10 protein-coding genes and 1 pseudogene are annotated in these 14,986 nt (G+C 26.4%); all 11 read left to right on the forward strand.

Going from position 1 to position 14,986, the window contains the following annotated elements:
* Positions 1 to 65: 65 nt before the first annotated feature.
* Positions 66 to 2,423 (forward strand): annotated as a pseudogene (pflB, locus tag STURON_RS00450) (formate C-acetyltransferase); the annotation flags it as partial.
* 42 nt (positions 2,424 to 2,465) lie between these two features.
* Entirely contained in the window at positions 2,466 to 3,215 is a 750-nt protein-coding gene (gene pflA / locus STURON_RS00460; RefSeq protein WP_075047948.1) for a pyruvate formate-lyase-activating protein, read from the forward strand.
* Positions 3,216 to 3,311: 96 nt separating this feature from the next.
* Complete coding sequence (locus STURON_RS00465; RefSeq protein WP_075047949.1) at positions 3,312 to 4,277, forward strand: glycosyltransferase family 2 protein; 966 nt, start codon at positions 3,312 to 3,314, stop codon at positions 4,275 to 4,277.
* The gene (locus tag STURON_RS05615; RefSeq protein WP_082236152.1) at positions 4,278 to 6,089 is read left to right on the forward strand and encodes a serine hydrolase; all 1,812 of its coding nucleotides are present in this window, start codon (positions 4,278 to 4,280) and stop codon (positions 6,087 to 6,089) included.
* Positions 6,090 to 6,096: 7 nt separating this feature from the next.
* Positions 6,097 to 8,259: an ATP-dependent helicase gene (locus STURON_RS00480; protein WP_075047950.1), complete on the forward strand. Its 2,163-nt coding sequence runs from the start codon at positions 6,097 to 6,099 to the stop codon at positions 8,257 to 8,259.
* Between the two features lie 59 nt (positions 8,260 to 8,318).
* A complete protein-coding gene (locus STURON_RS00485) occupies positions 8,319 to 8,582 on the forward strand; it encodes an HPr family phosphocarrier protein (RefSeq protein ID WP_075047951.1) in 264 nt (87 codons plus the stop codon).
* 77 nt (positions 8,583 to 8,659) lie between these two features.
* Positions 8,660 to 9,682 carry a class 1b ribonucleoside-diphosphate reductase subunit beta gene (gene nrdF / locus STURON_RS00490; RefSeq protein WP_075047952.1) on the forward strand — a complete coding sequence of 341 codons (1,023 nt, stop codon included), beginning with the start codon at positions 8,660 to 8,662 and terminating at the stop codon, positions 9,680 to 9,682.
* Between the two features lie 4 nt (positions 9,683 to 9,686).
* Positions 9,687 to 10,148, forward strand: a complete 462-nt coding sequence (gene nrdI, locus STURON_RS00495; RefSeq protein ID WP_075047953.1) for a class Ib ribonucleoside-diphosphate reductase assembly flavoprotein NrdI — start codon at positions 9,687 to 9,689, stop codon at positions 10,146 to 10,148.
* A 1-nt stretch (position 10,149) separates the two neighbouring features.
* The gene (nrdE, locus tag STURON_RS00500) at positions 10,150 to 12,288 is read left to right on the forward strand and encodes a class 1b ribonucleoside-diphosphate reductase subunit alpha (protein WP_075047954.1); all 2,139 of its coding nucleotides are present in this window, start codon (positions 10,150 to 10,152) and stop codon (positions 12,286 to 12,288) included.
* Positions 12,289 to 12,369: 81 nt separating this feature from the next.
* Complete coding sequence (locus STURON_RS00505; protein ID WP_075047955.1) at positions 12,370 to 13,119, forward strand: ABC transporter ATP-binding protein; 750 nt, start codon at positions 12,370 to 12,372, stop codon at positions 13,117 to 13,119.
* A gap of 1 nt (position 13,120) precedes the next feature.
* On the forward strand, positions 13,121 to 14,986 hold the full coding sequence (locus STURON_RS00510; protein ID WP_075047956.1) for a hypothetical protein: 1,866 nt from the start codon (positions 13,121 to 13,123) through the stop codon (positions 14,984 to 14,986).

A 14,986-nucleotide genomic window follows, 5' to 3' on the forward strand; every position in this document is an offset into this window, starting at 1 on the left:
AAAATACAACTTTTTTTAGAAAAAATTCTAATAAGGTTTATAATATATATCAAAGGAGAGAAAAAATGAAATTTAAAGAATGAGAAGGATTTCAACCTGGTGAATGGGTTGATGAAGTTGATGTTAGAGACTTCATTCAAAAAAATTATACACCTTACATAGGTGATGACTCTTTCTTGAAAGGTCCTACTGAAAATACAAATAAGTTGTGAGCAGAAATAATGGAACTTACTAAGAAGGAAAGAGAAGCTGGAGGTGTTTTAGATGTTGATGATGATGTTCCATCAACAATAACATCACATGCTGCGGGATATATAAAAAAAGAACTTGAAAAAGTTGTGGGATTACAAACAGAAAAACCTTTTAAAAGAGCTCTTATGCCATGGGGAGGAATTAACATGGCAGTTCAAGCAAATGAATCATATGGTTTCACAGTTTCAGATAGAGTAAAAGAAATTTTTACTAAGTATAGAAAAACACATAACCAAGGGGTTTTTGATGCATATACTCCAGATATGAGAAAAATCCGTAAAAGCCATATTGTTACAGGTTTACCAGACACATATGGAAGAGGTAGAATAATTGGAGATTATAGAAGATTAGCTCTATATGGATCAGATTTTCTAATAGAGCAAAAAATTAAAGATGCTACATTATATGATGGTGAAATGACAGAGGACAAAATAAAGCTAAGAGAAGAAATATCTGAACAAATTTCAGCATTAAAAGATATAACTAAAATGGCTTCAAGTTATGGTTTTGATGTTTCTAAGCCAGCTAAAAACGCCTTAGAAGCATTTAACTTTACATATTTAGCATATTTAGCAGCTATTAAACAAAATAATGGAGCAGCAGAATCATTTGGTAGAACTGCTACATTTCTAGATATTTATATAGAAAGAGATTTCAAAAAAGGAATCCTTACCGAAGAAGAAGCTCAAGAGCTGGTTGATCATTTAGTTATGAAATTAAGAATAGTAAAATTTGCTCGTACTCCTGCATACAATCAAATTTTTTCAGGAGACCCTGTCTGAGCTACTGAATCAATTGGTGGAATTGGTTTGGATGGACGTACATTAGTTACAAAAAACTGTTATAGATATATACATACTTTATCTAACATGGGACCTTCACCAGAACCCAATTTAACTATTTTATGATCAACAAATCTTCCAAATAATTTTAAAGAATTTTGTTCAAAATACTCAATTATGTTTTCATCAATGCAATATGAAAATGATGACATAATGAGAACTACTCATGGAGATGATTATGCTATTGCTTGTTGTGTTTCACCAATGAAAGTTGGTAAACAAATGCAATTTTTTGGAGCAAGAACAAACTTGGCTAAAACATTATTGTATGCAATAAATGGTGGAATTGATGAGATATCTAAGGAACAAATAACACCAATTTTTGAACCAGTTCAAACAGGTGATGGTCCATTAGACTTTGCCGAAGTTTGAAAAAAACTTGATAATATGATGTCGTGGGTTGCAGATAAATATGTAAATACACTAAATGTTATTCACTACATGCACGATAAATATTATTATGAAAGTGCAGAGATGTGTTTCTATGATACAGAGGTTCATAGGTTCTTTGCTACAGGTATTGCAGGACTATCAGTAGTTGCTGATTCATTATCAGCAATCAAATATGCTAAGGTTTATCCAGTAAGAGACGAAAATGGTATTGTAGTTTCTTATAAAACTGAAGGAGATTTCCCAAAATATGGAAACGATGATGATAGAGTTGATAACTTAGCTAAGGATATTGTTAAAATATTTATGAATAAGGTAAGATCTCATAAAACATACAGGGGTTCTGAGGCAACAATGTCAGTCTTAACTATTACATCAAATGTAGTATATGGTAAATCAACAGGTGATACACCATGTGGAAGAAGATATCCAGAGGCTTTCGCACCTGGAGCAAATCCTATGCATGGAAGAGATTGTTCAGGAGCTGTTGCTTCATTAGCATCTGTTTCAAAAATACCTTTCAAACATGCTGCTGATGGTATATCAAATACATTCTCAGTAATTCCTAATGCATTAGGAAAAGATGAAGATATGATAATACCAGGAGAAATAAAAATTTCAGGCAAATTGCCTAAATAGTTTAAAATAAACTTAAAAGATTATATAATATAAGTAAGAAAAGGAGAGATTGTTATGAAAACAAAAGCATCACAACAACAAATAGAAAACTTAGTAAATATGTTAGATGGATATATGGGTCATGGTGGACATCACTTAAATGTAAATGTTCTGGATAGAGAAATTTTAAGAGATGCACAAAAACACCCTGAAAGCTACCCTCAATTAACTATAAGGGTTTCAGGATATGCAGTTAACTTTGTTAAATTAACAAAAGAACAACAAGAAGAAGTTATATCAAGAACCTTCCATGAATCTATGTAATTAAAGAGGAATATACTTCCTCTTTTTTAGGTAAAAATGATGATAACAGAAAATAATACAGTTGGATATTATAACAGTATCGAAACTTTTGGTGCTGTTGATGGTCCAGGGTTACGTTTAGTAATATTCTTGCAAGGTTGTTTGTTAAGGTGCAAGTATTGTCATAATCCAGAAACACTTGAATTTACTAGAGATAAAATGATTACAATAGATGAAGTTGTAAATTTATATAATAAAAATAAGTCTTTTTATAAAAATGGTGGAGTCACTTTATCGGGTGGTGAAGCAACAACACAAATCGATTTTTGCATTTCATTATTTAAAAAATTAAAAGAATTAAACATAAACACATGCTTAGACACATGTTTTGGAACATATAATTCAATTGATAAAGTAAAAAATAAATGAAAAGAACTTCTTGAATATACAGATTTAGTTTTAGCAGATTTAAAACACATAGATAATGAAAAACACATTAATTTGACATCGCGACCAAACACTAATATATTAGAAGCCATTAAGTTTGTTGATGAATGCAATACAAAAATGTGAGTTAGACATGTTTTAGTACCTGGTTGAACAGATGACGAAGAAGATTTAAGAAGGATGGCAAGGTTTATGAAGGAACTTAATAATATGGAAAGATTTGAAATGTTACCATATCACAATATGATGATTCCAAAGTACGAGAACCTGAAAATGAAGTTTTATTTAAGAGATGTTAACCCACCAACAAAAGATTATATTGTTCAATGTAGAAAAATTATAGAAAATGAATTAAAAAAATAATTACACACCAATTAATGGTGTTTTTTTGATTATAAATGTAATTTTTAAACTAATAAAATAGTGTAAAATTAAATTAAAGTAGAAAGAAGAATCACTATGTTAATTTCATTTATAACAGTAATCCCTAATACAAGTGAAGAATTCAAAGAATCTATTGAAAGTGTTATTAAACAAAATAATTATGAAGATTATGAGTTAATTGTTATACTTGATAAACTTAATCACGAAACAAATATGGACGAGTATTTTATTAATTTGTTTAAAAAATATAATAACATAAAGTTAATTTTTAACAATGATAGACATGGATCTTCATATTCTTGAAACTTAGGTCTCGACATTTGTAGTGGAAAATATGTTAAGTTTATTTCTCAAGGAGATACAATTGATAATGATTTCATAAAATCTATTAAAAAGTATATTGAAGAGAATAAAAATAATATAGACATAATTGAATACAGCTTTTTGTTAAAAAGTGACAAAGACATACAGTCTAAATCTTATTTAGAACCTAATAAAGTTTATAATTTAAAAGAAGATTATAAGCCTTTTGCATATACAAATAATCTATTGTTTAATAAATTATTTAAACTTGAAATTATAAAAAATTTTAATTTCAATTTTAGAAACCAGGTAAGATTTGATATGTTGTTTATTTATAAATTATTGAGCCAGTCAAAAACATATTTATATTTAAACTCCAAAAACTATGAAAATATAATATTAAGACCAGTACAATACTCAATTTTTGATATTGTAAATCAATGAACACATATTTTTAATTACTACAGACGTATAAAGAAATATAATGAAATTTCAGACTATTTAAAATATTCTTATTATAAAACCATACTTCATATTTGAATATGAACAATCTCTAAAACTGATAATAAATTACTTATTAAAAAAGCATTAGAATTTGCAAATAGAAAATATGAAAACAAAAAATCAGATTTCATAAAAAATAATAAAGTATTTTTAGAATCAGAAGATTTAACTTTTAAAACATTAGCTGAAAATTTTTCTAGTTATTATAAAGATAAGCTTAAGAATATTAAATAGATGAAGTCAACAAAAAAAAGTATTTATCAGTATGAAATTACATTTAAGGACCCTTCAGTTTTCTTATTATTGATTGCTAGATTAATTGATTTATTAATAGCTTCATTGCCTATGATTATATTTTATATATTTTATAAAATAAATGATTTAAAAAGTGCGCTAATAGTTTTTTCTATATACCACTTAATAATCTTCTTTTATTTTGTTATGATTCCTTATTTTTCTAGTGGTAACACAGTGGGTAAGTGGATATTTAATCTTAGATTAAAACTTGATAATAAAAATAAGTATTTTTCAAAACTTTTGCTTAGAGAGTTTTATTATTTATATATACCTTTTATTGTTCAAATATTAGCAAACATAATATCAATTGTAATTTTTAAATATTATAATCCTGGTGAAAATGATTCTAAGTTAAATGGGTGAACACTTTCAATTATAGTAAGAAATATTGGAAATATCTTTTTATCCGTTTGATTTTTTTATATAGCTATCACTGTTTATTTAAACAAAAATAATAGATCTGCAATTGATTCAAGACTTGGAATTAATGTAAAGTTATTGTCTAAGAAACTTATTATCAATAATAAAAACGATAAAAAAATAATAGAAGTAAATCATCCGGGGGTTTTTAATATGGAAGATGTTTTAAAAAAAGATTTAGATAATTTTAGTAATATAAATAGTTTAATTAATAGTTGGGTAGATAGTTCTTTTATAAATGGTGCTGTATTAATTATCAAAAAAAATAATAAAGTAGTATTAGACAAACAGTATGGTTACAATGATACTTTTAATAAAGTTAAAATGAAAAGAGATCAAATATTTAGAGGATACTCAATAACAAAAATTTTAACAGCAATAGCAACTTTAATGCTTGTTGAAAAAAACTTATTAAGCCTTGAAGATGATGTAAGTATTTATTTACCCCATTTTAAAAAATTAAAGGTTATTGATAATGGTATTATTAAACCTATAACAAACAAAATAAAAATAAAAAACTTATTAACAATGACAAGTGGTTTAGCGTATGGAGGTAAAAAAACACATACTGAAAAGGAGACAGAAAAATTACTTATAAAATTGAGAAATAAAGATTTGACCTATGATGAATTTATAGAAGAGTTATCAACAATCCCATTAGAGTTTGAACCTGGTACAAATTGAAAATATGGAATATCATATGATGTTTTGAGCGCTATAATTGAAAAAGTATCTAAACAAAGCTTTAGAGATTTTGTAAAACAATCAATCCTTGATAAACTTAATATGCAAGACACAGATTTTTATATTAAAGATAAAGATCGTGAAGCACTTGTTTATAAATTAATAACAGAAAATGAAAACAATAAATTAGAGGAACTTAAAAACTTTAATTTTCTGTTACAAGATTTGTATAATCAACCGATTATATCAATGGGAGGTTCTGGACTATTTACTACATGTCCAGATTATTTAAACTTTCTTAGTTTTTTACTAACAGGAAAAGACAACCAAGGTCAAACAATTATATCTAATAAAATGCTTGCTTTAATGAGAAGCGATCAAGTATTAAGTTTGAAAAAGTATCTTTATATGAACATCAATGATGATTATTCATATGGTTATGGTGTGAGGGTTAGATTAAATAATTCTATTGAACCACTTACTACAATAGGTCAATTTGGATGAGATGGTTTATTAGGATCTAGTTGTATTATCGATCCAAAAAATGAAGTAATTTTATGTTTTATGACAAGTGTTAAACAAAATAATGATACTATTGTTAGGGAACTACAAAAAAGTCTTTACGAAGATTTAAAAAAAGCTTAGAGGTAATATGGATAAATTTTTTATAAATTTGAATAATGAACAACTAGAAGCAGTAACAACTGTAGATGTACCTGTAAGAATTATCGCTGGTGCTGGTAGTGGTAAAACTAGAGTGATAACTTCAAAGATTGTTTATTTAATTGATAATGCTGGTATTGAACCAAAGAAAATTTTAGCAGTAACTTTTACTAATAAAGCTGCTTCTGAAATGAAAAATAGAGTTGAAAAAGCACTACCAAATTTATTAAATAAACCTATGATAACAACTTTTCACTCTTTATGTGTAAGAATATTAAGAGAAGATGGTAATTACATTGGTTTATCGAATGATTTTACAATAATTGACTCTGCAGACCAATCAAGGATTGTGAATAAAATAAAAAAAGATTTAAATATTAATGAGGAACTAACTTTTAGCACAAAAAAGATAATATCGAAATTAAGTGGTTGAAAATCTAAAAGATTATCAATTGATTATTTAATAGATAACTTAATTAATAATGAAGAAAAAAAAATAATTAGAATATATGAAAAATATTTACAAGAATTAGAAGACAAAAACTATGTTGATTTTGATGACTTAATTTTAAAAACACATCTGTTGCTTAAAAATGATGAAGAAATTAAAAATAAATGGAGAAACAGATTTAATTATATTCTTGTTGATGAGTTTCAAGATACAAATTACGATCAATATGATTTAGTAAAATGGTTATCAAGTACTAACAATCTTACAGTTGTAGGAGACCCAGATCAAACAATTTATTCTTGAAGGGGAGCTAAAATAAAAATAATTCTTGATTTTAATAATTATTTTAAAAATGCTAAGACCGTTTTTCTAAATCAAAATTATAGATCAACAAAAAATATACTTGATTTAGCAAATCATTTTATTGATAAAAATGAACAAAGAGAAAAAAAATACATTCATACTCAAAATGATACTGGTCAAATAATTAAAGTTAAAGAAGCAGCATCTAGAAATTATGAAGCTAAATTTGTAGCAAAAGAGATTAAAAGATTAATAAAAGAGGGAAATTACAACTTTTCTGATATTTTTGTTTTATACAGAGTTAATGCTTGATCTCAAGAATTCGAAAAAGAGTTTCATAACAATGGAATACCTTTCCAATTAATTGGAGGTTTCAAATTTAAAGATAGAAAAGTAATTAAAGATGTGACTGCTATGATTAAAGCCGTAACATTTAAAGATAATTTATCAGTTGAACACTTTTTATCACTTATACCAAAGGTAGGTAAAGTTTCAATCGAAAAACTTGTTAATTTATCAGATGAACTTAACATAAGTTTATATAATTTATTAACTGAAAATATTAATACTGCATTTTCTATAAATAAAAATTTAAATGATATACATAATGCACTTCTTAAAGGTTCAGAACTTGTAGAAAAAAATATTTCAGTTTTAGAAACTTGTAATAAATTATTGGAATACTCTGGTTATTTAACTAGATTTAATCCAAGAGATAATGAGGATCGCGAATCAATTAGTAACATTAATGCTTTTTTAGATCAAATGTCTAACTATGATAAACAATATGTTCATACTAAGGAATCTAATATTTTAAAAGATTTTTTATATAATGAAGCATTAGTATCTGACCAAGATGATCTAGAAGTTGTAAATAAAGTAACATTACTCACTATTCATGCTGCTAAAGGTCTTGAGAATAAAGTGGTTTTCATCGTGGGTGTAAATAGAGATGTATTTCCTTCTTATATGAGTTTTATGTCTAAGGAATCATTGGAGGAAGAAAGAAGAGCATTTTATGTTGCTATGACTAGAGCTCAAGAGTTATTATATGTTTCATATGTAAGCGGCGAGTATTCTAATATTTCAAAAGGCAGCTTAATACAGTCCAGATTTATTGAAGAACTTAATCCTGATTTATATGAATTAGAGACAAACATTTTTTTCCATGATAGTAATACATATACAAGTAATAAACCAAAATATGATGTAAATACAAGTGAAATAAAAAAAGAAGCTATGAAACTTGCTAAAGGTGATAAAATAGAACATATAGTTTTTGGAGAAGGTTCAGTTATTAAGGTTCAAGATAAATACATATCTGTAGCATTTATAAACCCAACACATGGAGTAAAAATGGTTCCAATTAATTCATCAACTTGAAAAAAATATAATTAACATAATTTTTATACAAATTTATGTATAATGAAAGAGTAAGAACAAGGAGGAAAAAACATATGACTTCATTTACAGCAAAAGTTATTGATCCAGTAGGGTTGCATGCTAGACCAGCTTCAGTCTTAACAAAAGAAGCTTCAAAATTTACATCAGAAATTAAAATTAAAACTGGTGATAAAGAAGGAAACCTTAAATCAATAATGAACGTTATGGCTTTGGCAGTTAAGTCAGGTGCAGAAATAACAATAGAAGCAACTGGTTCTGATGAAAAAGAAGCAATTTCAGCTATAGAACAAGCAATGAAAGATAACTCAATAATTTAATAAAAAATAAAAATTATAATGTATATTTAAAAAATACAATATGGTATTTTTTTTTCTCTAAAAAAGGAAGGTATATTATGGCAAAACAAAAAAACAACTATTATAGTGAGTCTTTATCTCCTATTGAATATGCAATGAATAAATTTGAAGGTAAAATGCGCTCAGTTAATTGAAATGTTATTAATGATGACAAAGATTTAGAGGTTTGAAATAGAGCAACTCAAAACTTTTGATTACCAGAAAAGATACCAGTTTCTAATGATTTAGTGTCTTGAAAAACTTTAGAACCAAATTGACAACAACTAATCACAAGAACTTTTACTGGGTTAACACTGCTTGATACAATTCAAGCTACAATTGGAGATATAGCACAAATCCCAAACTCATTAACAGACCATGAACAAGTTGTTTATGCCAACTTTTCTTTTATGGTAGCAGTACATGCAAGATCGTATGGTACAATATTTTCTACTTTATGTTCAAGTGAACAAATTGAAGAAGCGCATGAGTGAGTAATAAACACAAAAAGTCTTCAAGATAGAGCAAGAATATTGATCCCATATTATACAGGAGATGATGTTCTTAAATCTAAGGTCGCTGCAGCATTAATGCCAGGATTTTTACTATATGGTGGATTTTATTTACCATTTTACCTTTCTGCAAGGGGCAAACTCTCAAATACATCAGACATAATAAGATTAATTCTGAGGGATAAGGTTATACATAACTATTACAGTGGATATAAATATCAAAAAAAAGTTCAAAAATTAGACGTTAAAAAACAAGAAGAAATGAAAAAATTTGTTTTTGATTTATTATATGAATTAATAGATCTTGAAAAAAAATATCTATTAGAACTTTATGATGGGTTTGGTATAGCTGATGATGCTATTAGATTCAGTGTTTATAACGCAGGAAAGTTTTTACAAAACCTTGGTTATGAATCTCCATTTACAGAAGAAGAAACAAGAATTGATCCAGAAATTTTTACTCAATTATCAGCAAGAGCGGATGAAAACCATGATTTCTTTTCTGGTAATGGTTCTTCTTATATTATGGGTATAACAGAGGAAACAGAAGATGAAGATTGAGAGTTTTAACTAAATGCATAATGACATAATATTAGTAGATGATGAAAATGTCACAAAGCCAACTGGAGAAGTTCATGTAGTTTATTTCTCTTCTATCTCTAATAATACTCATAGATTTATTGAAAAGCTAAATATAAATAATTCAAGAATTCCATATGATTTAAATGAGGAATTAAAAATTAATATGGACTATGTTTTAATTACACCCACATACGGTGGAGGCGGAAGCGACACAGCTGGTGCAGTACCAAAACAAGTTATTAAATTTTTGAATAATGAAAATAATAGAAGTTATTGCAGAGGTGTTGTTGCATCTGGAAATACTAATTTCGGAGACTCTTTTGCAATAGCAGGTCCAATCTTATCAAAAAAATTAAGTGTACCTCTTCTATACCAATTTGAACTTTTAGGTACATCACATGATGTTGAAACATTAAAAAATATATTAATAAAGTTTTGAAACAAAGGGGATTAGTATGAATAATAATATATTAGACAATGAAGAGTATATAAAACTAAACGCAAGATCAAAAATTTTTGTTAAAGATAAAGATAATTTTATATTAGATAAAGAAGCAGCTAAATTATATATTGAACAACATGTTAAGCCTAATTCAATGACTTTTAATAGTATCGACGAAAGAATTAAATATTTGATTGAAAATGATTACTATGATGAAGAAGTAATAAATAAATATAAAATGAATGAAATTATAGAGTTAACAAATTATGCATATACTTTTAATCATTCATTTCCAAGTTTTATGGGTGCTTTAAAGTTCTATAATGCATATGCATTAAAAACTTTTGATGGAAAGCTTTATTTAGAAAATTACGAAGAAAGAGTTCTAATGAATGCTTTATTTTTAGCGGGCGGAGACTTTAACAAGGCTGAAGATTTATTAAAACAAATTATATTAAATAGATATCAACCAGCAACTCCAACATTCCTAAATGCAGGAAAAAAACAAAGAGGAGAATATGTATCTTGTTATTTGCTTAGAGTTGAAGACAATATGGAATCTATAGCAAGAGCAGTAACTACATCGCTTCAACTTTCTAAAAGAGGTGGAGGTGTTGCGCTTTGTTTAACAAATCTAAGAGAGTTTGGTGCACCAATTAAAAATATTGATAATCAAGCTACAGGTGTAATACCTGTAATGAAAATTTTAGAAGATTCATTTTCTTATGCAAATCAACTTGGTCAAAGACAAGGTGCAGGAGCTGTATATTTAAATGTTCATCACCCAGATATTATTTCATTTTTAGATACAAAAAGAGAAAATGCTGATGAAAAAATAAGAATTAAATCTCTATCTTTAGGTGTTGTGGTACCAGATATTACATTTGAGTTAGCAAGAGAAAATAAAGAAATGGCTTTATTTAGTCCATATGATGTTGAAAAAGTTTATGGAAAAGCCTTTTCTGATATTTCTGTTACAAAAGAATATGAAAACATGGTAAATAACCCTAAAATTAAAAAAACATACATAAATGCAAGAAAATTATTCCAAACAATTGCAGAACTTCATTTTGAAAGTGGATATCCATACTTGTTATTTGATGATACAGTTAATAATAGAAATGCACACAATGGAAGAATTGTTATGAGTAATTTATGTAGTGAAATTGTTCAAGTAAGTACTCCAAGTACATTCAAAGATGATCTAAGCTTTGTAAAACTAGGAGAAGATATTTGTTGTAATTTAGGAAGTTTAAATATAGCAAAAGTTATGGAAAGTGGAAAAGAGTTTAAAGATGTTGTGTTTGATGCTGTTTATTCTCTAGACTACGTTTCAAGAAATTCTGATTTAAGAAGTGCGCCATCTATTGAAAATGGTAATAGAAACAATCATGCTATAGGACTTGGTGCTATGAACTTACACGGTTTTTTAGCAACTAATGAAATATATTATAATTCTGAAGAAGCTGTAGATTTTACAAATATGTTTTTTTATGTAGTGGCTTATAATGCTTTCAAAGCTTCAAATAAACTTGCTAAAAAATATGGAGCTTTTAATAATTTTAAAACCACTAAGTTTGCAGACGGTTCTTACTTTAACAAATACACTGAATGTGAAGAAAATAAATGAACTCCAAGTACAAAAAAAGTTAGAGAAATATTTAACAAGTATAATGTTGAAATACCTTCTAAGGATGATTGAATTAATCTTGTTGAAAAAATTAAATCTAATGGTATAGCAAATTCACATTTATTAGCAGTAGCACCAACAGGTTCAATTAGTTACTTGTCTTCTTGTACACCAAGCCTTCAACCTGTAGTTGCACCAGTTGAAGTTAGAAAAGAAGGTAAATTAGGTAGAGTTTATGTTCCTGCTTACAATATAAATTTTGATAATATGGAATATTATGCCATGGATGCTTATACAGTTGGACCAGACTGAATCATTGATATAGCAGCAGCAGCACAACAACATGTAGATCAAGCAATATCTTTAACATTATTTATGACTGATAAAGCGACTACAAGAGATTTAAATAAAGCATATATTAGAGCATTCAAAAAAGGATGTGCCTCTATTTATTATGTAAGAGTTAGACAAGAAGTATTAGAAGATAGTGAAAACTATGATTGTGATGCTTGTGTAATTTAAAATCTAAAAAACTTTTAAGTTTAAATTTAGATTTTTTTTTTATTCTAATTTTGCTAAAATTATTAAGAAAGGAATACATTTATGATTGAAATCAAAAAAATAGCAAGAAAAATAGGTGGATTTAGTTTAAAAGAAGTAACTTTTAATATAAATGATGGTGATGTAGTTGCTTTTGTCGGTGATAACGGAGCAGGAAAAACCACAACTATTAAAGCTTTATTTGGGGAGTTAAAAATTGATAGTGGGGAAATTTTAATAGATGGAGAAAGTATTTTTGCTAACAACAATCTAAGAAGAGTTGCATTTTTCCCTGATTCAAACAATGTTCCTTTAAATATGAAGTTATCAGATTACTTAAAATACATTTGTGCTGCAAATGATTTATCAAAAGAAGAAACTGAATTAAATACTGAGTTTGTATATAGACTATTAGAATTAAAACCATATAAAGATAAACTTATAAAAAAATTATCTTCTGGTTGAAAAAAGAAAGCTATAATGGCAAGTGTACTTATTAGAAAGCCTAAATACATTATTTTTGATGAGCCAACAGCAAATGTTGATGTAGAATCAAAACTTTATTTTATGGATATATTCAGATTATTAGCAAAAGTCGGAATTACAATTCTTATAACTAGCCATATTATTGAAGAGTTACAAGAAGTGGCGAACCATTTAGTTTTAATAAAAAAAGGAACCATAGTTCACGATGAATTATTTGATAACAAAAAAGAAAAAATTATGGATGTTTATAAGAAACACATGAACAGTCCAATTAAGGATTTATCTATTTTAAATAAACTATATAGTTCAAAAAGAAAGGAAAACTAGTATGGATTCCAATTTATTAAAAAAAAGTAACAATCATAATTCTTATAAAAATTTTAACAATTTATATGCTATAAACTTAAAAATAACTTTAAAGTCTCCTGGTATCTTAACAATGGGTATTATAATGGCAGCTCTATTATTTATACTATTTATTATTGAGTTTTCAGTAGAGTACTCAATAGAAGCAAGTTATTCTACATATAGAGATATTGTTTATATATTTATAAGCTTCACAGTATTGCTTTACACGCTTGTTTCAAGTTTTTATCTTTACAAAAAACAAAATAAAACAGGTATTCAAGCTATTGAATTACGAGCTGGATATACAGTATTAAAATCTTTCTTGATTAGACAATTCGTTCAATTAACTTCCTTTTTTATATATGTTTTACCAGTTATTATTTTGTCTTTTTCTTTTATTTACATTTTTAATATGACAATATCATTTTATTTTGGCACTGTTTTTTCACAAATATTTTTTATATTGTTTTTAGGTCTATTCTCAACAATAATTATAAATTCATTTGTATTATTGTTTAAAACCGCGATGTCAGCATGTTTATCAACAATTTTTATTATTATTTTATCTTTAGTACCTTTTATTTATAATTTATCTAAAATAATGAATAGCAATAAAGAAATACAAAGTTACATATCAACAAACTTAAAATTAAAGTCAGGTTATGATTTTTATGATAATTTTAAAAATAATCAAGAAATAAATTATATTTTCAGTGATGAATCTAAAAATCAAAATTCTAGTACTCTTGAAAACATATATGAAAATTATAATAGTGCGTTATTTAATTTGGATAATGATAGTGTATATAATAGACTAAAAAGTGATGATATAAAATTATGAAGATTCAATGAAAGAAATTCAAATGATCCTATTCTTGTTTATCCTATTAAAAAAGGTGCGGTTTTATTTAACTATATGTTAAAAAATGAAAATCAAGAAAATGATAACAAAAGTTGAACATTATTAAATAATACTAATATTGGAAAGCTATTATTAAATATTAATAAACAGCTATTGGATATAAATTTTGAAAGCTTACCAAAAAAATTTAGTAACATAAAACCAAATATTTATAACTCATATATATATTCAACAAACAATAAATTAAATGTTACATTAGAAAACTTATTAACAGCATTTAATAATTATCTTCCCCAATATAATGATCTTGCAGAATTTATAAATAACTTTTATATAAGAAATTATGAATATTTAACAAATAATAATAGTGAAAACATTAAATTATTAGATACCATAAGCACAAGTGGTGAAAATGGTAATAACAGTTGATTAAAATGAGATGAAGGTATAAAGAACATATCAGGTAGTCCGGACAAAGATATTGTTGAACAAAATAATAATTATAAAAAAAAGTATGAAAAATTTCCTGAGTTATTGATTTTTAATTCAATATTATTAGGTTTATGAAAAAATAGTATGATTTTCAATGTTTATGATAAGTTAGATGTAAGTTACTCATTAGATTCTTATGAAAATTTTAAACAAAAGTTCTCAGGAGCTTCTACAAACATTATTTTACATTTCCCAATGATGTTTAGTGGTGTTTTTATGAACCCAGTCCAAGATGATAGTTTAAGCACTATAGCTACTTTATCGGTGTCAAAACCATCAGCCTATATAAGTAATATTTTCAGTTTTGAAAAATATGCTCCAGAAAACAAAATTAATACAAATAATCCCGCTCTTGAACCAATATATAAAAATAGTAATTTAGAATATTCTTCTTACTTTATAAAAGGGCTAGCATTCTTTATTTATTTATTACTTGTATCACCAATAGTTTATTTTAACTATATTTTATTTAAAAGAAAGGCAAAAATTTAG

This window comes from Spiroplasma turonicum (assembly GCF_001262715.1).
Lineage (GTDB): Bacteria > Bacillota_I > Bacilli_A > Mycoplasmatales > Mycoplasmataceae > Spiroplasma_A > Spiroplasma_A turonicum.